Source organism: Ruminiclostridium cellobioparum DSM 1351 = ATCC 15832 (assembly GCF_000621505.1).
In the GTDB taxonomy this organism is placed as follows: domain Bacteria; phylum Bacillota; class Clostridia; order Acetivibrionales; family DSM-1351; genus Ruminiclostridium; species Ruminiclostridium cellobioparum.
The window spans coordinates 53,501-78,710 of the sequence record NZ_KK211290.1 but is presented as its reverse complement, the minus strand read 5'-3'; the positions used below and the strand labels follow the sequence as shown (position 1 = coordinate 78,710).

At 43.2% G+C, this 25,210-nt stretch carries 22 protein-coding genes; 16 read left to right on the top strand and 6 right to left on the bottom strand.

Annotated elements, in window-relative coordinates; genetic code table 11:
- The first annotated feature begins 10 nt into the window (after window positions 1-10).
- Window positions 11-385: a hypothetical protein gene (locus tag T344_RS0121010; RefSeq protein ID WP_027630325.1), complete on the top strand. Its 375-nt coding sequence runs from the start codon at window positions 11-13 to the stop codon at window positions 383-385.
- Window positions 386-618: 233 nt separating this feature from the next.
- On the opposite strand, the gene T344_RS0121005 is transcribed toward T344_RS0121010, so the two are convergent.
- Window positions 619-1,620, bottom strand: a complete 1,002-nt coding sequence (locus T344_RS0121005; RefSeq protein ID WP_027630324.1) for an N-acetylglucosamine kinase — start codon at window positions 1,618-1,620, stop codon at window positions 619-621.
- Window positions 1,621-2,064: 444 nt separating this feature from the next.
- On the bottom strand, window positions 2,065-3,354 hold the full coding sequence (locus T344_RS0121000) for a 6-phospho-beta-glucosidase (protein WP_027630323.1): 1,290 nt from the start codon (window positions 3,352-3,354) through the stop codon (window positions 2,065-2,067).
- Between the two features lie 241 nt (window positions 3,355-3,595).
- On the opposite strand from T344_RS0121000, the gene T344_RS0120995 reads away from it, so the two are divergent.
- From T344_RS0120995 to T344_RS28960, 12 genes are all read left to right on the top strand, one after another.
- On the top strand, window positions 3,596-4,459 hold the full coding sequence (locus T344_RS0120995; RefSeq protein WP_027630322.1) for a MurR/RpiR family transcriptional regulator: 864 nt from the start codon (window positions 3,596-3,598) through the stop codon (window positions 4,457-4,459).
- Window positions 4,460-4,657: 198 nt separating this feature from the next.
- Window positions 4,658-5,572, top strand: coding sequence for an N-acetylmuramic acid 6-phosphate etherase (murQ, locus tag T344_RS0120990; protein ID WP_027630321.1), 915 nt, complete (start codon window positions 4,658-4,660; stop codon window positions 5,570-5,572).
- A gap of 63 nt (window positions 5,573-5,635) precedes the next feature.
- Window positions 5,636-7,084: an ABC transporter substrate-binding protein gene (locus T344_RS0120985; protein WP_027630320.1), complete on the top strand. Its 1,449-nt coding sequence runs from the start codon at window positions 5,636-5,638 to the stop codon at window positions 7,082-7,084.
- Window positions 7,085-7,199: 115 nt separating this feature from the next.
- The gene (locus tag T344_RS0120980) at window positions 7,200-8,108 is read left to right on the top strand and encodes a carbohydrate ABC transporter permease (RefSeq protein WP_027630319.1); all 909 of its coding nucleotides are present in this window, start codon (window positions 7,200-7,202) and stop codon (window positions 8,106-8,108) included.
- A 54-nt stretch (window positions 8,109-8,162) separates the two neighbouring features.
- Window positions 8,163-9,023: a carbohydrate ABC transporter permease gene (locus tag T344_RS0120975; RefSeq protein WP_027630318.1), complete on the top strand. Its 861-nt coding sequence runs from the start codon at window positions 8,163-8,165 to the stop codon at window positions 9,021-9,023.
- 45 nt (window positions 9,024-9,068) lie between these two features.
- On the top strand, window positions 9,069-10,259 hold the full coding sequence (gene anmK / locus T344_RS0120970; RefSeq protein ID WP_027630317.1) for an anhydro-N-acetylmuramic acid kinase AnmK: 1,191 nt from the start codon (window positions 9,069-9,071) through the stop codon (window positions 10,257-10,259).
- 91 nt (window positions 10,260-10,350) lie between these two features.
- A complete protein-coding gene (locus T344_RS0120965) occupies window positions 10,351-11,325 on the top strand; it encodes a GNAT family N-acetyltransferase (RefSeq protein WP_027630316.1) in 975 nt (324 codons plus the stop codon).
- Complete coding sequence (locus tag T344_RS0120960; protein WP_027630315.1) at window positions 11,322-12,023, top strand: PIG-L deacetylase family protein; 702 nt, start codon at window positions 11,322-11,324, stop codon at window positions 12,021-12,023. Before T344_RS0120965 ends, T344_RS0120960 begins: the two co-directional genes overlap by 4 nt.
- A gap of 54 nt (window positions 12,024-12,077) precedes the next feature.
- The gene (locus tag T344_RS0120955; protein ID WP_027630314.1) at window positions 12,078-13,226 is read left to right on the top strand and encodes an exo-beta-N-acetylmuramidase NamZ family protein; all 1,149 of its coding nucleotides are present in this window, start codon (window positions 12,078-12,080) and stop codon (window positions 13,224-13,226) included.
- 2 nt (window positions 13,227-13,228) lie between these two features.
- On the top strand, window positions 13,229-14,791 hold the full coding sequence (gene nagZ / locus T344_RS0120950) for a beta-N-acetylhexosaminidase (protein WP_027630313.1): 1,563 nt from the start codon (window positions 13,229-13,231) through the stop codon (window positions 14,789-14,791).
- 11 nt (window positions 14,792-14,802) lie between these two features.
- Window positions 14,803-15,720: an N-acetylglucosamine kinase gene (locus T344_RS0120945; RefSeq protein WP_027630312.1), complete on the top strand. Its 918-nt coding sequence runs from the start codon at window positions 14,803-14,805 to the stop codon at window positions 15,718-15,720.
- A 577-nt stretch (window positions 15,721-16,297) separates the two neighbouring features.
- Complete coding sequence (locus T344_RS28960) at window positions 16,298-17,209, top strand: N-acetylmuramoyl-L-alanine amidase family protein (RefSeq protein ID WP_242842118.1); 912 nt, start codon at window positions 16,298-16,300, stop codon at window positions 17,207-17,209.
- Window positions 17,210-17,225: 16 nt separating this feature from the next.
- Here the strand turns inward: T344_RS28960 and T344_RS0120935 are convergent, their stop codons facing one another.
- Window positions 17,226-17,855, bottom strand: a complete 630-nt coding sequence (locus T344_RS0120935; RefSeq protein ID WP_027630311.1) for a hypothetical protein — start codon at window positions 17,853-17,855, stop codon at window positions 17,226-17,228.
- 200 nt (window positions 17,856-18,055) lie between these two features.
- Between T344_RS0120935 and T344_RS0120930 the strand changes: the two genes are divergently transcribed.
- Both T344_RS0120930 and T344_RS0120925 read left to right on the top strand, forming a co-directional pair.
- Window positions 18,056-18,916 (top strand): hypothetical protein, encoded by an 861-nt coding sequence (locus tag T344_RS0120930; RefSeq protein WP_027630310.1) that lies wholly within the window; start codon window positions 18,056-18,058, stop codon window positions 18,914-18,916.
- Between the two features lie 100 nt (window positions 18,917-19,016).
- Window positions 19,017-20,315: a hexokinase family protein gene (locus T344_RS0120925; RefSeq protein ID WP_027630309.1), complete on the top strand. Its 1,299-nt coding sequence runs from the start codon at window positions 19,017-19,019 to the stop codon at window positions 20,313-20,315.
- Between the two features lie 153 nt (window positions 20,316-20,468).
- On the opposite strand, the gene T344_RS0120920 is transcribed toward T344_RS0120925, so the two are convergent.
- Window positions 20,469-20,867 carry a MerR family transcriptional regulator gene (locus T344_RS0120920; protein ID WP_004628699.1) on the bottom strand — a complete coding sequence of 133 codons (399 nt, stop codon included), beginning with the start codon at window positions 20,865-20,867 and terminating at the stop codon, window positions 20,469-20,471.
- Between the two features lie 184 nt (window positions 20,868-21,051).
- Here T344_RS0120920 and T344_RS0120915 point away from each other — a divergent pair, with 184 nt between their 5' ends.
- Window positions 21,052-21,966 (top strand): aldo/keto reductase, encoded by a 915-nt coding sequence (locus tag T344_RS0120915; RefSeq protein WP_027630308.1) that lies wholly within the window; start codon window positions 21,052-21,054, stop codon window positions 21,964-21,966.
- Window positions 21,967-22,087: 121 nt separating this feature from the next.
- Here T344_RS0120915 and T344_RS0120910 read toward each other — a convergent pair whose 3' ends face one another.
- Both T344_RS0120910 and T344_RS31620 read right to left on the bottom strand, forming a co-directional pair.
- Complete coding sequence (locus T344_RS0120910) at window positions 22,088-23,176, bottom strand: glycosyltransferase (RefSeq protein WP_027630307.1); 1,089 nt, start codon at window positions 23,174-23,176, stop codon at window positions 22,088-22,090.
- Window positions 23,177-23,366: 190 nt separating this feature from the next.
- Window positions 23,367-25,210, bottom strand: a 1,844-nt coding sequence (locus tag T344_RS31620) for a BclA C-terminal domain-containing protein (RefSeq protein ID WP_084331297.1), incomplete at its 5' end; no start/stop codon positions are given.

Sequence of the window (25,210 nt, the reverse complement as noted above, 5' to 3'; positions counted from 1 at the left end):
TGAGTATATTTTGAAATGGATTTTATTGATAGGAGACGAAAAATTTAATCTTGATAAGATAAAGGCATTCAAGCATACTAATAGTATCAATTGCTACGATGTAACGGAGATTAAAAACCGGTATTGTGTTGATTTTGGGACAGATCATATATTTTATGATTATGATGAAACAGGAACAATTCTTATGGATTTTGAAAAGGAAGACCTAGACAAAATACCTTTTAAAAATCCACATGTTATCACAATGACGTATACATCAGAAAAACGTTTGAAAGATATATTGCAACAAAAAAACTTTCTGGAAGGAATTTATGTAGATAATGACTATGGTCTAATAGCTCCTATAGAAGAATTTGTAAAGCTAGGAATGCCAATAAAGAAGTAAATGTATTTCAAGGGTCACACAGTTATACCACATTTTTATTTGTAGTAGTAACCTTTATATTAATGCAGCACACAACAGTAGCTTATATCAAAGGCGCTGCGGTCTGCCACTAGTGCTGCAATATGTTTTTTATAAAAACTACTGCTGCGTGCCCCCGGAGGCCAACAAACATGAGGTTTTGCACAAAAACTATAGATAGATAATAAAAGCAACATCCCAGGAGATAAACAAGCTTACTTAATCGTATCTTCCACAGAAGCAATAACTTTACTCTTGGTTCCGATGTCGGCAAATGAACTGTTTACAAGCTCAAGTGCCCACAGAACAGCACCTGTGGCAGGAGGCACGGTTAAAATATTATACCTGCAGTTTTTATCGGTGAATTCCGAGACATACTTCTTAAATTTGTCAAAAAGTATGGGAGTTTCAGCTTTTACCCATACCGAGCCGGCCAGGACAATCTCCACCATATCCCCAAAAGAAAGATTGTTTATGCAGCCCGAAGCCGATTTTGCCAGCTGCAAGGCAGAGTTCTCCACAGCTGAAACGGCTGAGGGATCACCTGCATCGGCATGCCGGAACAACAGCTGTACCAATTCCTTTACGGGAAGCTGGCCGGTTGCTGTCAGCTGGCTGATTCTCTGTATGTAATAAAATTTATCGGATATTTCAAGCAGCTCCATAACAGGCTTAGAAAGCGAGGTGGCAGGACTCATTCTGTACAGGCTGTCATAAACAGTTCTGACGGCCTTTCTGGCAAGAAAGAAACCTCCTGCCTCATCTCCGCATATTTCACTGCCTATACCGCCAACCTGAAGCCTGCCGCCCTGAGGATCGATTCCTCCCGCAACAGAACCTGAGCCGTTTATGGAGCAGACACCATAACCCATGCTTGTACCTGCCTTTATTCCCAGGAAGGAGTCGTTGTCCACCTCGAAGTTCTTAAAACCTATTCTTGTTATGACGTCGGACAGATTCTGCTTTTGTATGGGAACATCGACACCGGCCAGGCCAAAGGCACCGGCAGCAATATTTTCCATGGAGATTGCATTACGCGCCAGCAATTGATTTATTTTTTCGTTCATAATCCTGAATGAGCTTTGGTAAGCATCCGGAAAGCGTTCATGACTGCAGGTGCCGTCTCTTAAATGATCTACAAAGTTTCCCTCGATATCAAAAAGGAAATAGTCGGTTTTGCTGTTTCCTCCATCGACACCAATTACATATTTGTTCATAGTACAACCACCAATCCTAAATTTTATAATTATTTTATTAATTAACGTGCTATACTAATTAATCTAAATTACTTTACCTGTGTAAAATTCTTATATTAACTGGTAACTTCCGTACTAACTTCATAAAATAAGGATGACCCAAAACAATTACTAAAATTGTATCGCCTCATTTAAAGCGTTTTTGCCGTCGCTCAAACTCGACATCCTGTCTCGATTTGAAGCCAGCGTCCTGCTGCTTTACCGGCAAAACCGCTTTACCTTCGTTGACAATTTTTCGCAATTGTTTTAACCGTACATCCTATTTCATGAAGTTGTCCTCGCGTACCAGTTGTACTAATTAACCATTCAAAAACGTATTGTACATTGTCAATAGAGGGTACTGTAAAGTAAGACAAAAATTTAATCAGCACAACGCGTTATTTACGAAATAAATACAAAACTTTTCTATAGAGTATTGAAAAATTGCGGCAGGTATGTTTTGTGTGCTTCTTTAAGTTCATCAAAACATGCCTTTGCAAGGTGGTAGTCACCTACCAGAGGATTCATAAGCAGAGCGCGCATGGCTGCATCTTCGTCTCCGTTTATGGCTGCTATCACCGTATTCCGCTCATAGGACTTAACCATTCTCATATAATCAATGATATGAGAATTGCTGAAACCCGTGATTCTGACCGGCTTCGCTCCGTCTTTACCAATAACTGCGTTGATTTCTATTGAGTCATTATCCCCCATAAAATCCAGAGCTCCGTTATTCAATACATTTACAACATGCTTTTCCTGTTTATCGTTATAAATTGCATCAACCAGGGATACCGCAACCTCGGAATAATTTGCTCCGCCTCTGGTGGAGAGCAGTTCCGGCTTGGTGTTGAGTTCCGAGTTGGAGTATATGCTTAAAAGCTCTTCTTCAATAGCCTCGCATTTTTCTCCGCGGGTCTGTTCAGCCTCCATAAGGAGCTTCAATTTCTTGTCCCTGTAATAATAGTATTCCATATAGGAGGACGGAATTGCTCCGATTGTCTGGATAAATTCCTTGCTGAAGCCGCTTGAAGGGATATTTTTCATTGTTTCACTGTTCAAACCCATATCAAGTGCAGTTTTAAGATAATCCCTTCCGCCGCTTTTTATTGAGGTTATCCAGCTGAGATGGTTGAGTCCCACATATTCAATATCAGCCGTTTTCAGCTCCAGGGTTTCTTTAACGCTTTTAAACATATTAAAAGGCACATTGCAGAGACCCATCATTTTAACTTTTGTATTTGTAAGAATTGCCTGAGATATGATACCTGACGGATTGGAAAAGTTTATAAGCCAGGCCTCGGGGCAGAGCTGCCGCATTTTTTCGGCTATGCCAAGCATTACGGGTATTGTCCGCAGGGCTTTGAAAAAGCCCCCTATACCACAGGTTTCCTGACCTATCAGATTATATTTTAAAGGAATCTTCTCATCCAGTACTCTTGCAGGAAGTTTGCCCACTCTTATCTGGCAGAGGACAAAATCCGCATTGATCAGGGAAGTATTCAGATCCTCCGTCAGTGTTATTTTACAGTCGATACCTGCCGCTGCTATCATCCGGCCGCAGAGGCCTCCGACAATATTCAGCTTTCTGGTGTCAATATCCATAAGCACCAATTCTCCTAAAGGAAGTTCGGCTTTCCGTTTTATCAAGCCTTCGATCAATTCGGGTGTATAGGTACTGCCTGAACCTATTATAGCAATTTTTAGTTTTCCCATATTAACCTCCTAAGCCATATTATGGCTTTGAGCCGCAATAGCGACCACAAAACTGTAATGAAAATTCTCTCCCTGCCTTAAACCTTATTAAAGGATCGGGTATGCTCTTATTATAGAACTAATCCTTGAGAATTTGCAATAAAAATTTCGAACAAAAATTTTATATTGAAATTTTATTACATCCATGATATTATTATAAATGTAACAGAGGAATTTAATACACAAGAAAGTTGGTGATTTTATGCCGCCAAACGACAATATTCTGCTGAAGCTCAGAGAGATTAAGGAAAGCCTTACCCCGGTAGAAAAACTAATTGCGGAATATATATTGGAAAACACTTATGAAATTCCCAGCCTGTCAATCAAGGAACTGGCAATTAGAAGCAAGACAAGTGATGCTTCGGTATTAAGATTCTGCAAAACAATAGGTTATAAAAGCTACAGAGAGTTTATTGTAAGCATATCAACTTCCCTTGGTTCAATGGATGAGGAGGAGACCGACCAGTACACCGATATCCAGCCTGGAGACGACCTGCAAACAATAATTAATAACATATCTCTCAATAACTGCAAGTCCATTGAGGACACTCTAAAGGTAATAAGCCGGTCTGAAATTGAAAAGGCAGTAGAATTACTGATAAAGACGCAGAAAATCGACTTTTATGGTATAGGTGCCTCGGGGCTGGTTTGCATGGATGCCCAGCAGAAATTCATGCGTATAAATAAAATGTGCCATGCGTATACAGACAGCCATAGTCAGTTGACAGCAGCGACACTGCTTAAAAAAGGTGACGTGGCGGTTGTTATTTCAAACTCAGGCAAAACGGTAGAAATACTGGATGCCCTGGAAGTGGCAAAAAAAATGGGAGCATCTGTAATAGCAATTACCCGGTACAGTAAGAGCTATCTTGCAGAGGGCGCCGATGTTGTACTGAACATATCAACACCTGAGGTGACCATCAGAAGCGGTGCCATGGGGTCCAGGATAGCAATGCTCAATACTATTGATATTCTTTTTGCAGGTGTTGCAAGTGCGGAATACCAGAACGTAAGAAAATATCTCAGTAAAACACATAATATCATACTTAATAAACAAAGAAATTAAGTTTTTGACCCATCAAAAAATGGGTCAAAAAACATCCCTGTATGAAATAAAATGTCATAATATAATTTTAATAAAAAATAAAATTTTAAAAATATATTGACATAACATTTGGATACTATATAATAAAATTCATAGAATATATACAACATATACAACGAAATGAACAATAGCTTGAAACAAAGGCGTGGAGGGGTTATTTTGGAGAATTATTTTGCTGGACTGACGACAGAAGAAGTGAACTTGGAAACCATGGAAATAGATGAGTGCTCAACAGATCAAATGCTAAGGATCATTAATCAACAGGATATGTTAGTACCGGCAGCAGTTAAAAATGAGATTCCAAACATTTCGATAGCTGTAGATATCATCTATAATTCGCTTAAAGATGGTGGGAAATTATTTTATATCGGTGCCGGGACTTCCGGAAGACTGGGTGTTCTGGATGCTTCGGAATGTCCGCCCACCTTTGGGACTGATCCTGAAATGGTTCAGGGACACATAGCCGGAGGAGACATTGCCTTAAGAACAGCAGTGGAAGGATGTGAGGATGACTTTGACGGAGGTGCAAAGCTTGTAAGGGAATGCGGTATTACGGCGAAAGACGTTGTAGCAGGCATCACGGCCAGCGGAAGTGCACCGTTTGTACTGGGAGCACTGGAAGAGGCCAGGATTTGCGGGGCTGCAACAATAGGTATTGTGAACAATTACAATACAAAGGTTGAAGAGAAGTGTGATATTTGCATTGCAGTAGTTGTGGGGCCGGAGGTTATAACAGGTTCAACCAGGCTGAAATCAGGAACAGCCCAGAAGCTCGTACTTAATATGTTAACAACCACAGCGATGATAAAACTAGGAAAAGTATACGGTAACATGATGGTGGATTTGAAAGCAACAAATAAAAAACTTCTGGACAGGGCAAAACGCATTGTAAGTACTGTAACAGGCGTGACAGACGAGACTGCTGCCGGATATCTGGATATGGCCCAAATGAACGCAAAGCTGGCCATTATGATGATTGAAACAGGATTAAACCGTCGGGAAGCAGAGGAACTGCTGGAAAAAAACAATGGCAGGTTAAAAGAAGCAATTAGGGATGTGGCTAAAAAAGTCTAAAGTTTACCAACAGGCATGAAGTGCCAATGGTAAGTTAAATTAAAAAAATTTTGGAGGGATATTATGAAAAAATTCAGTCGTATCACAAGCTTAATGCTGGCATTAGTGATGATTGTGGGTCTGGCAGCAGCCTGCGGAAATTCCAATAATGCAGCAAACAGTTCAAGCGCAGCAAGTACGAACTCGGCTTCAGGCAATACGTCGGCAGAGACAGATACAGTTACAGCATTGCTTCCGCCTGTCTCGGCAACTTATCAGGACAACTTTAATAAGTTCAGCAAGGATTTTAATACCAAGTATCCAAATCTTACTCTGAAAATAGAACCTGCCAGCTGGGAAGATATGACTCAAAAGCTGGATGTCCAGGTTAATGCCGGCAGTCCTCCCGATATAGCTTTTATAGGTGCCGACGGAATATCCAAGTACGTTGATACCGGACTTCTGATGAATATAAAGGATATTGCGACAGCTGATATGATATCCGATTTTGATGAGGGCCCGTTAAATTATATGAAAAACGGAGATGGACTTTACGGCTTTCCGGCATACATGGAAATACATGCTATCGGCGGTAACAAGCAGTACCTTGAGCAGGCAGGAATAGATTACAAATCTATTCAGCAGAACGGCTGGACTTTTGATCAGTTCAGGGATGCCATCAAAAAAGGTGTGGTAAAGGAAGGAAATGCAACCAAGCGCTACGGTTTTGTATTCGCCTGTGCAGGAGTTGCAGCAAAGGATTATCTTTCAATAATGGTGAAATCGGCCGGAATGCCTTCTTCTTTCACAAATGATCTGAAATATGCATATACAAGCAAAAACTATCTTGAGCTGCTCAAAGAGCTGAGAACTTTGATCGATGACGGTTCAATGCCAAAGGAATTAAGTTCGGTTGATGCAGGAAAGCGTTGGAACATGTTCCTGACAGGACAGACCATGATAACAGGAAAAGGACTTGCAACCTTTGAAAATTCAGCTAACAAGAACAATGCCAAGATTGATGCAAAAGACGGAAGTGCTGTTAAAGACAGTATAAAAGTAGACTACATCGTACTTCCCATACCAAGCTTTGCAGGAGCACAGGCTGTTTCAACACCTGCTGTTGACGGTTATGTAACCTTCCGCGGAAAGAACGAACCTACAAAAGCTCATGTTGATAATGTTGTAAAAGCGGCATATTATATGGCTTCTGGAGAAGTGGCAGCAATGACTAACAATGACCTGTTTGTTGCACATATTACCAAGTCGGCCAATGAGGCAGCCAAGTCAATGAAAATTGACAGAAATCCTGACAACGAAACAGCTGTTCAAAACATGCTGAAGATTGCAGCACCGGCCCGTCCTGATATTCCAACCGACCTTGGAGCAAAAGCAATAAAAATCGAGGATGAAGTAATAATTCCAAAATTCCAGGCATTACTGGCAAATGAAATAACTCCCGAGGATATGTACAAAGCAGTAAAAGAAGCTGCTGTTGCAGCCTTCGGCGAGGATGGCATAGTTAAAGACTAATAATATATCAAGGTTCTGTCCAGTATATTAGTAAGGTCGGCTTGAAAGACTTCATTAATATGCTGGACGGAAATTAAAACCGGAAGATAGATGTAACAAGGTTCGGGAGGGGCTTATGAATAATTGCAAAAATGAGGTTAAAAAGAGAAAATTCAAATTCAATGAAGATTACTTCTGGGGATACGTATTTATAGCAGTTGCATTAGCTGTTTTTGCCATGTTTACTCTTTATCCTGTCATAAGCGCATTTATAATAAGCTTTCAGGAATTTAAACCATTGGGTTCACAATGGATTGGCTTGGAAAACTATGCTGGTTTGCTGAAGGATAAGCTTTTCGGCAAATCAATTGTAAATACAGTAACATATACGGTTTTTTCAGTACCTGTCTCATTATTTATCTCCTTTATTATTGCAGTAATGATATATCCGCTTAAGAAATCTCTCCAGACTTTTTTTAAAGCCATATATTATTTACCGGTAGTAGCTTCCGGAGTTGCACTTTCGGTAGTCTGGCTGTGGATATTTGATCCCATGCCTCAGGGAATATTAAACACCATTATAGGGTGGTTCGGAATCAGTAACCAGAACTGGCTGGGATCAAGCAATACAGCAATGCTGTCACTTCTATTGATGTCATGGCTGTCAAGCCATGGTACAAGTATAATAATCTATCTGGCCGCTTTATTGGGTATTCCCGACAGCTTTTTTGAAAGCGCAGATCTGGACGGAGCAACTTTTATAAAAAAGCTCAGATATATAATTATCCCTCTTCTGAAGCCTACAACATTATTCCTTCTGGTAACGGGAATAATAGGTTCCTTCCAGGTGTTCATGAATGCCTACATGATGACGGGAGGCGGCCCCAACAATGCGACAACCATGGTGGGACTGCTCATATTCAACAACGCTTTCAAATATTCCAAATTCGGAATAGCCGCTGCACAGTCGCTTGTATTGGCAGCAATAATTGCAGTTATATCCATATTCCAGTTCAAGGTGCTGGGTGATGATGTTGAATACTAATGCTCTGTAACATATAGATTCATACATTGCCGGGTGAGAAGGAGGATTATTAACATGTCACTATATAAGAGTTACGGCGGTAACAAGAGGCACGAGATAATATATAAAGGTATATCCATCGCATTTCTCCTGCTATTTGCTGTGGCCACATTATTTCCAATATACTTTATGATTATCTCTTCGTTCGGGGATCCCATAGAAGCCGGAGCGGTAAATTATTCGTTGATTCCGACAAAATTTACACTGGATTCCTTCAAATTTTTCTTCAATTACAGTGAATATTCAGTGAGATGGCTGTTGAATTCGCTTCTGATCGCTTCGGTTGCCACAGTATCCAATGTGGTATTTGCAGGCATGGCGGGATACGCCTTCTCAAAGATAAAGTTTCCGGGCAGGAAATGGCTTTTCTTCCTGCTGCTGATTGCGATGATGATTCCATATCAGGTTGTACAGGTACCGTTATATATTTTGATTGTTAATATTTTTAATCTTTCAAATACCTATGCATCACTTATGCTGCCTACCCTTTGCGGAGTATATAACATATTCCTTGCAAAGCAGTTTATGTCAACACTTCCTACTGAAGTAATAGAATGTGCAAAAATTGAAGGCTGCAACCAGTTCCAGATATTTACCAAAATCATTGTTCCCCTTTCAAAAACAGTACTTGCGGTAATGGCCATTATGACCTTTATGGAAAACTGGAATACATTTTTCTGGCCGTTCCTGGTAACCAAGACAATGGATATGCAGACCATCCAGGTTGGGTTAAAGAATTTCCGTTTTGCAAATACCACATATTTCTCACCTATGATGGCAGGAGCAACTATCTCCGCGATACCTATGTTCATACTGTTTTTCAGCTTGCAGAAATACTTCCTGCAGGGAGTGACGGTAGGTGCCGTAAAGGGATAAAAGCTGCCCCAGAATTAGAGACAGAATGTTTCGGGAGTTGAGATCATGCTTGAACGAATAGCCGGAAAAACCGTAAGAAGGGCTGTAGGCCTTATGTCAGGGACTTCAGTCGATGGAATAGATGCCGCAGTCGTCGAAATAATTACTGTAAATGCTGGAATAAAAATTAAATTATGCGCATTTGAAAATATTCCGTACAGCAGCAGTGTCCGTAAAAAAATAATGGAATTGTTTGATGTTGATACATCTACGGTTGACAAGCTGGGCTATATGAATTTTCTGCTGGGAGAGCTGTTTGCCCAGGCGGCCCTCCAGGTAATAAAAAAAGCCGGCCTGGAGGCGGAGGATATAGATTTCATCGGTTCCCACGGGCAGACGGTGTATCATCAGCCCCAGGTTTCAAATGAAGATGGTTATGATATCAGATATACCGTCCAGATAGGGGAAGGTGCCGTTATATCTGCCAGAACAGGAATACCCTGTGTATCCGACTTCAGGGTGGCGGATATGGCGGCAGGAGGCCAGGGGGCGCCGCTGGTGCCGTTTACCGAATATCTGCTATACAGTGATGAGGGAAAAAACGTATTGCTCCAGAATATAGGAGGAATCGGAAATATAACAATAATTCCTGCGGGGAAAAATATATGGGAGATATCCGCTTTTGATACCGGACCCGGAAATATGATAATAGATGGTCTTGTGCAAAAAACTTCAAAAGGAAGGCTGCTTTATGATCCGGGCGGAGAAATAGCTAAAAAGGGAACAGTAAATGACAGTCTTCTGAAAAGACTTATCAACAATCCCTATTTTGATGCGGTGCCGCCCAAATCCACCGGCAGAGAGCTGTTCGGCAAGGATTACACAGAAATGGTTTATCAATATATGCTGGAGAATAATATATCAAATGAGGATGGGATAGCTACCGTCACATATTTTACCGCATGGTCCATAGCTGATTCCTACAGAAGGTATATAAAGCCCCGGTGCAGTGCCGACTACATTGTCCTGGGCGGCGGAGGCAGCTACAACAATACACTTGTAAATTATATAAAAACCGAAATGTCGGCATATAATGTCCAGACCTATACCCAGGAACAGCTGGGATACAGCAGTGATGCCAAGGAAGCCATAGCTTTTGCCATACTTGCCGACTATACTGTTGCGGCTAAAGCAAATAATATTCCGGGAGTCACCGGGGCTTCCAAAGCGGTGGTTATGGGAAAGATAAGCCTGTAATACAAGCGGCTTTTATAATATGGGAATTATATGATTTACTTGCAGGACAGACTATTTGTGACGCTGGGTGGCAGCAGAATGGAGGCTTACTATGATCGTTAAGTATGACAGTAAATATGATGCTGAAATAATTGATTTATGGAACAGGGCTGCAGTTCGGGACGGTTATAAGGAACTGGATGCAGGCAGCTTTAAAGATATTTTCAGTGAAAACAGGTATTTTAAGCGGGATAATACTTTTGTTCTGGACATTGATGGTGTAAAAGGCTTTGCATGCGGATGTACCGGAGATGATCTTCCGCTGGGGGATAAGTCGGGATATATCACCTGCATCATATTGGACAGCAAATATGAAAATCAGGAAAATTTCAGGCTGCTCCTTGAACAGCTTGAGGCTTCCTTTCTGGAGCAAGGAAAAAAACAGGCGGAGGTGCTTTTCTTCAACCCAATGCTGCTGCCCTGGTACATCCCCGGTACACCCAGGCATGAGCACAACAATGCGCCGGGTGCATTTGCAGGCAGCTTCTTCCACAAGGGACTGCTGGAAAACGGGTATGCCGAACGGACCCGTGAGTGCGCCATGTATTTGGATTTGTCTCAATTCATCATGCCTGAGAGCATTCTTGAAAAAGAAACAAAGGCTAAAGCAGCAGGTTATGAAGTGGCTCTTTTTGACAATTCCAAACATACAGGCATAGAAGAAATGCTTCACGGCTTTGATAATATATTATGGCAGAAGGAAATTGCGGAATGCACCCGCCAGGGTATTCCGGTGGTGATAGCTGCCCGGGACGGCAAGGCCGTGGGTTTCGCAGGTCCTGTAATACGTCAGGAATCGGGCCGGGGATATTTTGCCGGAATAGGAGTCAATCAGGAACATGAAGGGCATGGTCTCGGCAGCATTTTGTTTTTCAAGCTGTGTGAGGCTTTTATTAAAGTCAGGGCTGACTATATGTCACTGTACACCGGAATTGAAAACCCTGCCATAAACATTTATAAAAAGGCGGGTTTCAAAGAGGTCAGAGAATTTGCAGTAATGAGAAAAGAATGGAGGCAGGAATTATGAGCGATAACAAAATGACGATTTTAGCAATAGGCGGTCATGTGGGGGACATGGAACTCACAGCAGGCGGCGTTCTGGCAACCCATGCACTAAGGGGCGATCAGATAGTGACGCTGGCACTTACCGCAGGTGAAAAGGGAGCTCCGGCCGATATGTCCCTGGCTGCCTACCGTGAGCAAAAGGTGCGTGAAGCAGAGGCTTTTGCTCAGATGCTTGGAGGCAGAGCTGTCGTATTTGATTATCCCGATGGCGAACTGCCTGACAATGATACCGTTCGTTATCAGGTATGCGATGTAATCCGGGAAGTTAAACCCAATGTGATAATAACCCATTTTAAAAACAGCATGCATAAGGATCATATGGCTACTCACAGAATAGTGAACGATGCCCGCTTCTTTGCAGGAAATCCGTTTTTTGAACGTAAAAATCCTGCTTTTTTCGCATCGAGACTTTACTATGCCGAAAACTGGGAGGATGCCGTAGATTTCAAGCCTTATATTTACATGGATATCACCGAAGGGTTTGAATTATGGCAAAAGGCAGTGGCTACACACTGGTTTGTGACAGGCAGCAAATCTTTCCCGTACCTGGAATATTACACGCATTTGAGCAGAGTAAGAGGAATAGAGGCCAGAAAAGGCAGAGCCGAGTGTTTTGCCATAGCACCCGAAACCATGAAGGTTATAAAGGATTCGCTTTAATATCCCGGAGTCAATCCGGCCGGGTTTATATACCTGGTAAAAGTGGAGGTTAAAATGGTATTAAACGGTTTGGAACAAACAGACAAGTATAACAGGTTGTTCAAGGGTAAGAGAATAGGACTGATAACCTCACCTTCCGGTGTTGATAATAATTTTAACTCAACAATAAGTATATTTCACAAAAAATATAAGCTTGCCGCATTATTCTCACCGGAGCATGGTGTCCGCGGGGACATTGAAGCCGGAGCTCTTGTGGATACCTACCTGGATCCTTATACGGGTGTGCAGGTTTACAGTCTTTACAGAAAGGACTCCAAACGTCTGACAAAGGAAATGCTGGACCTGGTGGACATTGTTGTGTATGACATACAGGATGTGGGAACAAGGTATTTTACTTTTATAAATACAATGCTTTATGCACTTGAGGACTGTGCAAACAGCGGCAGGGAATTTGCAGTTCTGGACAGAATCAATCCTCTGGATGGTGTGACCGTTGAAGGAAACATATTGAAACCGGAGTTTAAATCCTTTGTAGGAGCATACCCGCTCTGCATGAGGTATGGGCTTACAATCGGAGAATTTGCAATAATGACAAATGATCAAATGAATTTTAATTGTAAACTGCATGTGATACCCTGTGAGGGCTGGGACAGGAAAATGCTGTTTCCAGATACAAAACGAAGGTGGGTAATGCCTACAATGGGAATTCCACGTTTTGATACGGCACTTTTATATCCCGGAACCTGCCTGTTTGAAGGAACGAATATGTCGGAAGGCAGAGGTACCACCTGTCCCTTTGAAATAATAGGTGCGCCTTTTATTGACGGACAGAAACTGGCTGATGAGATGAATAGGAGAAAGCTTCCGGGAGTGCTGTTCAGGCCTGTACATTTTAAACCTACAGCCTCCAAATTCAACGGTGAGAAATGTGAAGGCGTACAGGTTCATATTACTGATTACAGCAGTGTATTGTCAGTGGATACGGGGATTGAACTGCTATTCAGGATAAAAGACATGTACTCTGAAGAATTTGAATTTCTGCCGTCCTACAAAGGTAGCACAAGACAGTTTATCGACCTGCTTTCAGGAGATGATGCCATCAGAAATGAAAAAATGGACAGGGAACGGCTACTGGACAGCTACCGGCAGGAAAGCGCCGGATTTGCCAGGATAAAAGCACAGTACCATTTGTATGGAGGTTAGCCATGCTGGAAAAAATGACCCTTAGGGAAAAAATAGGGCAGATGATCATGGCAGGTTTTCCTGCTTCAAATATCAGCCCCGAGTATAAAAGGCTTGTCGAGGAATATAAAATAGGCAATACCATACTTTTTTCACATAACATCGAAACCTCGTCCCAGGTAAGAAAGCTTTGCAGTGAACTGACGGAACTTATTGAAAACAATACCGGCTACCAGCCGTTTATTGCCGTGGACCAGGAGGGCGGTATGGTAACCAGGCTTCCCCGGGATGCGACAATTTTTCCCGGGGCTATGGCAATAGCAGCAACAGTTGATCCCGTGAACGCATACAGGGCCGGACATGCCACAGGCAGGGAGCTTGGAGCCCTTGGTATAAATGTGAACATGGCGCCGGTTCTGGATATAAACTCAAATAGGAACAATCCCGTAATAGGCGTCAGAGCTTTTGGGGACAGCAAGGAACAGGTTTCCGGGTTTGGAATGGAAATGATGAAGGGCCTGATCGACGCACAGGTCCTCCCCATAATAAAGCATTTTCCCGGCCACGGCGATACGGCGGTGGATTCCCATATAGGCCTTCCCGTTATAGACAAATCATTGTCGGAACTTATGTCGAATGAAATAGTTCCGTTTCATAATGCCATAAATAACGGTGCAGAGGCTGTAATGACATCACACATACTATTTCCGCAAATAGAAAATAATAATAAACCGGCCACCATGTCTCACAGGATAATAACCGGTTTGTTAAGGCAGCAGCTTGGCTTTGAAGGACTTGTATTTTCGGATTGCCTTGAAATGGATGCGGTCAAAAAGTATTACGGTACGGCAAAAGGTGCCCTGGAGGCGGTAAAGGCAGGAGTGAACATAGTATGCATATCCCATACTCCGGAACTTGTCGAACAAGCAGTCAAATTGATGGAAGAGGCAGTTCAAAGCGGAGAATTACCGGTAGAGACAATTGACAAATCGGTTAAAAAAATAATTGCTTTTAAAAGGAAATACCATGCTGACGGATATGGCGGAGACGACATAGCCATTGTTGGATGTCCCGGGCACAAAGCCCTGGCGGCAGATATCCGTGAAAAAAGCATAACATCCGTTGGCGCCAAAGGCAGAGGCATCCCCCCTGTTGACAGCAATACTCTGTTCATAGGGAGCTATGCCGGCAGATCCACATTGGCATCCAGCTCAGCCGATAAGAGCTTTAGTTTTCCTGAATATATGGCCCGGGAGTTTGACGGGCAGTTCCTGCTGACATCAGTGAATCCAACGGCAGAGGAAATTAAAGAGGTACTTGAAAAAGCAGAAGGGCATAAAACTGTTGTTTACGGAACCTACAACGGTCATTTGAATCCCGGGCAGCTTGAGCTGGTCAACAGGCTGTGCGGGAATAATGAAAATGTGATTGCAGTGGCATTAAGAAATCCGTATGATTTGGGCAGCATTGACGAAAGAGCCTATAAACTGGCAGCATACGAATATACAACACAGATTTTTGATATACTTTCTGAAATATTCAAAGGCAGTATAATACCGGCCGGCAAATTACCGGTAGATATATAGGAGGTGTTGAAGTGGGCGGATTTGTCATAGGGCTGGATGGCGGGGGAACAAAAACCGAAGTGGTTGTGTGTGACCTGCAGGGAAATGTATTAAGCCAGTTCAAATCGGGCGCAATTAATATAAATGGCGAAACAGTGACCAATGTTGAAAGCAACTTGAAATACATTTTTAAAAAAATATTCAGTGAAACAGGTCCGTCAAGTGAATGCGCATGTACCTGTGCCGGCGCGGCAGGTATTAGCAATGCCCTGGCACGGGAGACTTTGAAAGCTGCAATTGTCAGCAGTGGATATTCCGGAAGGCTTATTATATCGGGAGACCATCAGACAGCACTCCATGGGGCTCTCGGAAAAGATGTTGGAATAATCCTGATTGCAGGTACGGGATCAATCTGCTATGGCAGAAACAGGCATGGAATTGAGCACAGGACAGGCGGCTTCGGGTACCTGATTGATGATGAGGGCAGCGGTTATGCCATAGGCAGGGATATGCTGAGCGCGATAGTCAGGGCCTATGACGGAAGAGGAGAGGCCACCGCACTTACAGATATGGTATTTTCACAACTGAAAATCAATTCGGTTGAAGAGCTTATAGGCTATATATATAGTAAAGAAATCAATAAGAGGGATATTGCAAGGCTGGCGCCAAACCTTACCGACGCATGCATAAATGGAGATAGTGCAGCTATGGCTATTTCCCATAAATGCAGTGATGAATTATTCAAGCTGGTAAAGCCTGTTGTTGAAAAGCTTGATTTGTATAGTGGAGAAATTGCATTTTCCGGAAGCATACTTACCAAAGACAGGTATATCGGAAATACGCTGACTGAAAAGGTATCGCAGGAATTCCCCGGCTTAAAATGCGTGTGTCCAAAAGCCGGCGCCGCCCACGGTGCAGCCATGATGGCTCTGGAGGCTGCCAAGCAATAAATCCTATGAATAAAATTTGTATTTTAGTAATTTGAGAAATTTCAGTTTTACTTTTTGTTGATTTGGTATAATATAAATAAATTTAATCGTTGTGTTAGTAGTCTGTTCTCCTCCGCCTTGTCCTGAAGAAATTTTCCTCGCCGGACAATATACGTTTTAGATGTTACAGACTACTGGTTAAATTATCGATGAACTTTATAACTGAACAGTTTTGCCGATTATACAGGTACGCGAGTACAACTTCAAGCTATAAATTAGCACGATTAAAAGTGCTTGCTGAAATCTGTAGGTGAAAAACAAGTTTTTTTGCCGTCAAATTGACATGAGGTCAATTTGAGCAGCACGCGAGACCCGGATGGTCGAGTTGCTGCGACGGCGGGAAAATACTTGTTTTGAACCGTACTATTTCAAGTAAGTACTTTGTGTGCAATCTATGGCTTGAAGTTGGTATGGAAGTACCGGTATGATCAGAAACTGTTTTTACTGGTGAAATAATCGATCTACTAGCTGTTACAACGCGTTAAATCAACTCGATATATGACCAAATTATAAGTAAACAGGAGCTGGAATTTCATTTATGAAAAAAATCGTTGGTATCCTATTGTTAAGCATACTCTTGACTTCCTTTACAGGTTGTTCATATGGAAGTCCGCAGACGCATACAGGACAGGCTGTCTCCGTGAGTACAAACATTGAAACCGTAGTTCTCGAAAGGAAAGCAGCAATGACTGATGAAAATAAAGCGGCTTCAAATACAATTAAAGAGATGGCTGTAAAAAATTCTTCGGACAAGGATAAGGGCGAGGCTAAAGCCAGGGAAACAAAACCGCTTGACGGCTTAACGGTCTGCATTGACCCGGGACACGGCATACTGACAAAAAAAGTTAAAAAAACTGAACCTCTTGCCCCCGGCTCCAAGGTTATGAAAGCGGCAACTGCAAGCGGAACAACTGGTGTGGTGACAAAGGTAACAGAGGAAAGTCTCAATCTGACTGTTTCACTAAAGCTGAAGAAAGCGCTGGCCGACAAGGGTGCCAATGTAATAATGGTCAGGGAAACTCACACCTGCAACATGACGAATGTAGAGAGAACGGATTTCTGGAACAAATCAGGCGCAGATTTGACAATAAGGATTCACGCAAACGGCTCCGAAAGCAAAAAGGCTTCGGGAGTACTTATGATGGTTCCGGGTGATAAATATATCAAGGATAAAGACATGCTCCTAAAAAGTGCGAAAGCCGGAGAGTATATAATGGAGGGTGTTCTTAAAAATACAAAGGCAAAATCGGCAGGAACTGTAAAGAGTACCGACCTCACCGGCTTCAACTGGTCTAAAATACCTGTTATGCTGCTGGAAATGGGCTTCATGACCAATCCTGAGGAGGACCGGCTGCTGAATTCCGATTCATATCAGAACAAAATAGTTACAGGGATAACCGAGGGTGTTGAAAAGTACAACAGTTATATTAACTCTGGCAAGAAAAAATAGTTTTAAACCATAATATCTATTGTCCGGTTTTGTTTGTATCATTCGTCTGATCCTCATTGCTGTCTGATAAACCGGTCAAGGACCGCATCAAGACCACTCTGGAAATTGCTTCGCCGTTATCTTGAGAATACCAGATTTGCAGGACATCACCCTCCTTTATATCTGAAACGCTCAGTGCTGACTGCCCGTTTCCGCTGTCATCGCTTTGTCTTCTCCCAGCTTCTGTTATTTTGATGTCACCAGGAATGGTGACAGTTTTTGTCTCACCGGTATATTCAACGGTCCTTTGAGGACGCTGACCTCTTTCCTGCGATTGATTTCCTGACGGATTAGCACTATTGCTTCCCTTCGGCCGGCTGGCTGAAGAGTTTGCAGCACTATCTTCAGGGGACCGTCTGTCTGAAAATGAGTTGCTGTTATCTGACTGAGCTCTTCCGTTTCTGCCGAAGGCAGGCATTTTTATAAGCTTCAATGTAATTTTATTATCTGAAACTGAACTTACCTCACCTGTAAGGTCGGCAGCCTGTACCTGCATCCGGCCGCCCGTACTGCTGTCAGCTGCGGCTGCCGGCGAATTATTGGAACCGCAGGCTGCAAGGGAGAATATAAATAAAGATATTAAGAGAATACTTATGCTCTTCTTCACAAATAAACACCTTCCTGTCTTGATACTGGATTATTTTTACTGCTACATCAATATAATACAATCCAAATAAGTAGATTCTGTGAAGAAAATATTGTTAATTTATGAACTTATAATTAAATGTTTTACAAAAATTATATAATTTTGTACAATTATACTTGTGATATTTATAATGAAAGAATGCGGATTAAGAGGAGTAAATTATGATTTCATCGGATAGGGCTGTCACTGCAGAGCCCATTATTGATATCAAAATTTTAAAAGACAAGTTCCCGCAGTATTACCGGCGCCTGGGCCAGGATGAGCTCCAGCCCCATAAGATAGTGCTGTGCTCCAATCTGATCGCTAATAAGGATGAATTGCTTGAAAAGCTTATAATGATTTATAGCACAAAATTGGTAATCATCAAGAATATCAACGGCAGTATATCAAAAATGAATTTAGGTTTTGAGGATATAAACTATGTGGTAAACGAAGGCCAGCCTAATTCATATTGTATATCAATAGACTATAGGAATGGTTTAAAAGAGCGGATTTTTTTCGATTCCAACGTAAATGAGTTTGTTAACGGCTTACTGGTTGAATTACGTAAAAAATTAATTGAAAACACTTTTATAACTGAAAAGGTGGATTATTCGGATATAGCCTTTTCAGATACCGAGGAAAACAGATATACCGGTGCTTTGCTAGCAAAAAATGCAGTAATTGATAGGGCTTCGGTGCTGTGCAGCCTGAAACAGAAGAAAGTGTACCATCATCCCGGTTTACTTTTCAATAAGGTTATGACTCATGCGCATTTTACTGTTGTCTGCAAACAGGAAATAATTATATTTATGGAAAATAACAACTCAAGGCCGAATCACAACGTTACAGGAGATCTGATTCATATTCCTCTGAGAGCGTTGAAGAATATTGCTCTGGAAGCCACCGGAAAAGGTATGAAAATGAAATATGTTTTTAACACGGATAAAAAACTGGAAATATTTTATGAAAATGAAAGAACCGATCAACTCCTGAAGATTATGTCATATATAAATAGTATGATAGTCAGACAGATCGAATAAAATCTGCATTCTTGCTTGACCAAACGGCATATATAAAATAAAATCAGAATAATAGAATAATTATGATGCCAATTTAAATCTATAATATAAGAGGTGCAATATGGGGTTCAATAACGATGTAGTAAATAATGTACTAAAAGAATTTGAAATCGACAAGGACAGCATGCTTCGAATTGCGGGACTGTTTAAGGAAACAATGGAAGCCGGTCTTAAAGGAGAAAAAACCTGTCTGAAAATGCTACCTTCCTATATCGGAAAGCCCACGGGCAAAGAACATGGCGTATTTATGACTATGGATATGGGGGGGACAAATCTTAGATGTACAAAGTTCAGGATAAAAGACGGCAATTTTGAAAAGCTTGCAGAGATAAAAGAAAAGCTTATAAACAAGGAAAAAGATTTTGACCTCACAAAATCAAATACTGATGCAAGCCAGCTCTTTGGTTATATGGCCGAATGTATGGCGGGGATAACTGAACCTGGAGAGAGCATGTATCTTGGAAATACCTTTTCTTTTCCATGCAGGCAGGAAGGCATAAATGAAGCATATTTGATACATTGGACAAAAGAGATTACCACCTCGGGCGTAGAGGGTCAGAATATAAATAAACTTCTTGCAGATGCCCTGAAGGCAAAAAATATAAACATTGAGCCGGTTGCCATACTGAATGATACGGTGGGGACTTTGCTTGTTGCAATGTACAGTTATCAGGATGCAGATATCGGCTCAATCATGGGAACAGGGCATAACACCTGTTATCTGGAAAATAATCATCCCATCAATGGCGGAAAAATGATAGTGAATCTTGAGTCGGGTAACTATAATGTGGGGCTTCCTGTTACAAAATATGATGAGATTATAGACAAGAACAGCCAGATGCCAGGCTTACAGCTGCTGGAGAAAATGGTGTCGGGATACTACATGGGAAGTATTGTTAAGGAAGTCTGCAAGGACCTGTACAATCAAAAACTGTTATTTGCAAATGACGATACTGATACAAATACTTTTTTCAACCAGAATTTTAATGCGCTGATGGTGGAAAACTTTATACTCTATCCCTCACAGACCACGGAACATTACAATTGCACTATGGTTGACGCCGAGCTGATAAAGAGTATTTCAGAAGCTGTTTTAAAGAGAACTGTAAGACTTGTCGCCACTTCTCACCTTGGTATCCTGTTCCATCAGGAAAACGACGGAACCAGAGTTAAAAACAAGCATATTATAGCAATAGACGGAACCATATATGAAAAGATGCCAAAGGCGCCAAAACTGATGGAAGAAGCTTTTGCCGACGCTTTAGGGCAGGATGCTGAAAATATCGGAATCCGTTTGGTAAAAGACGGTTCCGGATTGGGTGCGGCTATAGCTGCTGCTGTTGCTACAACACAAAAATAGACAATGATATTTATTCCTTTTTTGCCCTTAAATATGGTAAAATGGGGTGCCGCAAAATATAATTTTCCGCATATATTTCAATTGTGTCAGTTTTGCCACACCCCATTCTTTAATGTTGTTTTTAATACCATAAATTTAAGATGACTGACATGGCTAATTGGCGTGTACAGACTGGATATTCTGTTTTTTATACTCCTCCAGACAGCCGCCGTAATGTTTTATCTTGTGATTGATTTTATCCAGGTTTTTATTTAATTCTTCCATTTGTCTTAACACATGGTTTCTATGTTCCAGCAGCATTTTTACACGGCTTTCAAGAGTGTGATCACCTTCCAGCGCTCCCTGGATGAATTTTTTTATCTGTCTTATTGGCATACCGGTATTTTTCAGGCAGCAGATAAGTCCAAGCCATTCGATATCGTTATCGGTAAAAAGCCTGTTACCCGCGCTGTCTCTGACAACAAAGGGAAGTAATCCTTCTTTATCATAATACCGGAGTGTATACGCTGTAAGGTTCATTTTTTCAGCTGCCTGTTTAATAGTGTATTCCAAAAAAATACCCCCTTTAACTTTTCTATTTCTAAATTACACTTATATTATACTTCAGGTCAAGAGATATTTAAAATTTATAAGAGTATTGACTTATAGTAAACTCTAAGGTATAGAATTCGAGTTATGGAGAACAATTTTAGTATTTACATGGATAAATTAGAAAATATAAGAAAGAGGTGTTTTGATGAAAAAAATTAGTATTGGCGGAGCTTTAAATGCATCTGAAATTTCTCTTGGTTGTATGAGGATAACAGAGCTTTCGAAAAAGGATGCGGCAGTGCTTATAAATACGGCCCTGGAAGAGGGAATAGATTTTTTCGACCACGCTGATATTTATGCAGGGGGAAAGTCTGAGGAAATGTTTGCAGAAGCTATCGAGATGAAACCTGCAATCAGAGAAAAACTTATTATCCAGACAAAGTGCGGTATCAGGCAAGAGTATTTTGATTTTTCAAAAGAGCATATACTTGAAGCAGTTGACGGCAGTCTGAAACGCCTGAAAACCGATTATATTGACGTACTCCTCCTGCATCGCCCCGATGCACTGGTTGAGCCTGAGGAAGTGGCAGAGGCGTTTTCCATCCTGCAATCCAGCGGAAAAGTCAGGAATTTTGGAGTAAGCAATCAAAATCCGATGCAGATTGATTTGTTGAAAAAATATGTGAGTCAGAAGCTGGTGGCAAATCAGCTCCAGTTTAGTATAATGCACACCGGTATGATTGATACAGGAATAAATGTCAATATGAATGTCCCCGGTTCCTTTGACAGAGATGGAAGTATACTGGATTACTGCCGGTTACATGATATCACAATCCAACCCTGGTCACCTTTCCAATATGGTTTTTTTGAGGGAGTATTCTTAAATAATGACAAATTCCCCGAACTTAATAAGACCATTGATGAACTGGCAGAAGCCAAGGGTGTTACAAATACGGCTATTGCTATAGCATGGCTTTTAAGGCATCCTGCAAAAATGCAGCCTATTGTTGGTACAACAAGTGCTTCCAGATTGAAGGATATATGCAAGGCTTCGGGAGTTGAACTGACAAGGCCTGAATGGTATGAAATTTATAGAGCAGCCGGAAACAAGCTTCCGTAGATATATGCGTAAAAGGTTACAGAGCTTGTTTTATCAGGTTTTATTCAATAAATAAAAGAGAGATACAGGAGAGCCGGTGCACGGAAAAATTTCCGACACCGGCTCAGTGTAATTTAAAAACTTATTGTTCGGCATCACTTTTTTGAAATAACCTTTCAAAAAGCCGCCGGTTGTTAATTACGCTGGGATCGGAGGGCCTGTATTTTGCGGCCTCTTCATTATGCTCGTGTGCCTTTTGAAAGTCACCAATTCTGTAATAGCAGACGCATAACTGTAAATGTGGATACCAGGTATAATAAGCCATATAGACAAAACTCCATCTATCAGGATCAGGGTATAGCTTTGTTGCCAGCTCATACCAGAAGATTGCTGTTTTATAATCTCTCCTGGTATGAAAATTGTAGCCTATCCGGCTGCAGGCTTCACCTCTGGGAGGGGAGTAATTAAAGGATTGAAACAGGGAAGCAAGTTCTTTGGTTTTATCTCCTAATGAGCGATAACAGTCGCCTTTATAAATGCAGGCAAAGATTTTATCTTCTACCCAACCGCCTTTCATTTCGAGGTTCTTGTCGTAGTTGTCGATAGCTTCCTGGAAGCGGCCGTTTTCCCTTAATTCATTGCCGTAATAAAAGTAATCCCTTGGAGAAAAAGTATCTCCCCTGGCAAGCTTGCTTTCGAATATTGAAACGGTACGGCCAACCGAATGGCGCAGCTTTTTATGGGTAACGGCAACATCAGAGTTGATGATTTTACCGTGGATATCCAGATAGTTATGGCAATCACCATACCAGCGGTAATTTTTTTCTCTTTTTACGAGGCGATTATTCCGAAATCTCAGAGTTACATTTCCAAATTCATCAATTCCTGCATTATAATACATGGACACCGAATCAACAGAGGGGTCAAGGGTTTCCTTTAACTTTTTGAATTTTTCCCGGTCGTCTTCCAGGAGAACATCGTCTGCGTCGAGATATAATATGTAGTCTTTTGTGGCATATTTATAGGATTCATTTCTGGCTTCTGCAAAGCTGTTCGTCCAGGGGAAGTCATAAATCCTGTCGGTGTATTGCTGTGCAATTTCTTTGGTTCTGTCAGTTGAACCTGTATCTACGATGTTTATTTCATCTACTATGTCCTTAACTGTATCCAAACAGCGGCCAAGGGTTTCCTCCTCATTTTTTACAATCATGCAAAGACTTATAGTTATCATATAGTACCCGGTTTATAAAGACCTTGAGTCTAATAAACGCTAAATCCTTTCATACGTTGCTATCTTAGTTTATTCTAATGGAAGGAAAATGTTGCTAAAAAGTTGTAGATATATATATTCGTTCGCCCCGGGAGTTAATCAGGGAAAAAGCCCCCGCCCGCGATACGGGCAGAGGCTTTTAAAAGAGTAATCAATCCAGTAAAAGAATATCCATTTGGGCACTTACATTTGGTGCAAGAGTTAATGTGAGTGCAACTGCCGAATTGTTGCGCAATGTGATCTCATCTCCTGCGGTGAGGGACAGGATTGTATTGCCGCTCAGTTCACCGGTAGCAACCAAAGCTGATATTTGAGTAGCTGCATTAACGGTTCCGTTAACCGCAATTGCAATGGATGCTCCTATTCCGGCTGAAATGGAAAGATTATAAATTATTTCATAGCTACCTGTTGATGGAACCACTATTGATGTTGTTCCCGGGGTATGGGTCACTCCTACTAGCGGTCCGTTATTACTAAACGGTACATCTGCTCCGCCAATTATTGTTGCGTCGGCAAGTGTAGCAAGATTATACACATTTGCATAGGCCGCTATGCCTGCTCCGGTGACACCCGCAATACCTGCAACACCCGCAGGACCCGTCGGGCCGGCAGGACCGGTAGCACCAGTTGGACCGGCAGGACCGGTAGCGCCGGTAGCACCCGTCGGACCGGCAGCGCCGGTAGCACCCGTTGGACCCGTCGGGCCGGCAGGACCGGTAGCGCCAGTTGGACCGGCAGGACCTGTAGCGCCTGCAGCACCCGTTGGGCCGGCAGGACCGGTAGCACCTGTAGCGCCTGTTGCACCCGCAGGACCAGTTGGCCCAGTTGGACCCGTTGGACCGGCAGGACCAGTAGCACCAGTTGGACCGGCAGGACCGGTAGCACCTGTTGCGCCTGTTGCACCCGCAGGACCAGTAGCGCCTGTTGCACCCGCAGGACCAGTAGCACCAGTTGCGCCGGCAGGACCTGTAGCGCCAGTAGCACCCGTCGAGCCGGCAGGACCAGTAGCACCTGTTGCGCCGGCAGGACCAGTAGCACCAGTTGGACCCGTTGGGCCGGCAGGACCGGTAGCGCCAGTAGTACCCGTTGGGCCGGCAGGACCAGTAGCACCTGTTGGACCGGCAGGACCGGTAGCACCTGTTGGGCCGGCAGGACCAGTAGCACCAGTTGGACCGGCAGGACCGGTAGCACCTGTTGGGCCGGCAGGACCAGTAGTACCAGTTGGACCGGCAGGACCGGTAGCGCCAGTTGGACCCGTTGGGCCGGTAGCGCCAGTAGTACCCGTTGGGCCGGCAGGACCAGTAGCACCTGTTGGGCCGGCAGGACCAGTAGCACCTGTTGAACCGGCAGGCCCGGTAGCACCTGTTGCGCCTGTTGCACCCGCAGGACCAGTAGCACCTGTTGGGCCGGCAGGACCAGTAGCACCTGTTGAACCGGCAGGACCGGTAGCGCCAGTTGGACCCGTCGGGCCGGCAGGACCGGTAGCGCCAGTTGGACCGGCAGGACCGGTAGCACCTGTTGCGCCTGTAGCACCCGCAGGACCAGTAGTACCCGTTGGGCCGGCAGCGCCGGTAGCACCCGTCGGACCCGTTGGGCCGGCAGCGCCGGTAGCACCCGTTGGACCCGTCGGGCCGGCAGGACCGGTAGCGCCAGTTGGACCGGCAGGACCGGTAGCACCTGTTGCGCCTGTAGCACCCGCAGGACCAGTAGTACCCGTTGGGCCGGCAGCGCCGGTAGCACCCGTCGGACCCGTTGGGCCGGCAGCGCCGGTAGCACCCGTTGGACCCGTCGGGCCGGCAGGACCGGTAGCGCCAGTTGGACCGGCAGGACCGGTAGCACCTGTTGCGCCTGTAGCACCCGCAGGACCAGTAGTACCCGTTGGGCCGGCAGCGCCGGTAGCACCCGTCGGACCCGTTGGGCCGGCAGCGCCGGTAGCACCCGTTGGACCCGTCGGGCCGGCAGGACCGGTAGCGCCAGTTGGACCGGCAGGACCGG